The 1,018-nt window shown below is 45.9% G+C and carries 2 protein-coding genes; both read left to right on the top strand.

Translation table 11 applies throughout. The features are described 5' to 3' along the window. The coding region (locus R7P69_RS25320; protein ID WP_318121849.1) for a DUF1214 domain-containing protein at positions 1 to 504 on the top strand (504 nt) is incomplete at its 5' end. Between the two features lie 151 nt (positions 505 to 655). Next, on the top strand, positions 656 to 1,018 hold a 363-nt coding region (locus R7P69_RS25325; RefSeq protein WP_318121850.1), incomplete at its 3' end, for a LysR family transcriptional regulator.

Consider the following 1,018-nt stretch of genomic DNA (forward strand, 5'->3'; position numbering starts at 1 on the left):
CACCTCGTCGAACTCGCACCTAAAATGACAGATGCTCGTACGTTGCTTGGTACACGCGATACCTTGGGTGATGCGCCACGCGATATTTTTGCAGAAGGTACTTACCTTGGTCAGTGGGGCTTACCACCTATCGAAGCGTCTTACCGTAAATCAGATTTCGACAGCACTGGTCAAAAGCTGGATGGTTCGAAGCATGATTACGTGATGCGCTTTAAAGCGCCGAACGTCAGCGAATTCTGGTCTGTTACTATTTACGGCAACGACAACCGTTTGATGGCGAAAAACGACCTAAACCGTCACAGTCGTGGCGACCGAACCATGAAAGCGGACAAAGACGGTTACTACACCATTTACATGAGTGCGAACGAGAAAGGCCGTGCAGACGATCCAAACTTCTTGCCAGTACCTGAAAAACCGTTCTACGCCATCATGCGTTTCTACGGCGCAGACGATGCAATCCAAAGTGGTGAGTATCAAATGCCTGAAATCAAAGTAGTTAAATAATTCGTTTTAACGAACCACTGCTCTGTCGCCTCCTTAGCTCGTAAGTGCGTTAAGGAGGCTTATTTCAAGGTGGGTATCTAGGGCGAACATCTAGCCCAAAAATCAAAGAGCCACCCACTGAATCTAGTGATTATTTTTATTTAGGTATCGTATGGATTTTAATCTAATCCAAACCTTTTTAATTGTTGCTGAATATCAATCTTACTCTCGCGCCGCAGAGCACCTAGGGCTAACTCAGCCAGCGATTAGCGCATCCATGAAGCGTTTGGAAAAAGAAACCAACAAATCGTTATTTGTGAAGGATGGGCGACAAATCAAACTCACTTCTGTAGCGCATCAGTTGCTACCTAAATTTCATCAGGCGTTTGCGATGATCAATGATGCCATTTCCGATCAAAGCACTTTCCGCCTGAGCTGTAACGAAGCGCTAATCCACCGCATCACACCAACCAACACGATCAGCATTTGCGCCGATACGGACTTACCTTCGTTATTGAACGATCTACGACTTAAA

Source organism: Vibrio sp. 661, from assembly GCF_033339315.1.
GTDB lineage: Bacteria > Pseudomonadota > Gammaproteobacteria > Enterobacterales > Vibrionaceae > Vibrio > Vibrio alginolyticus.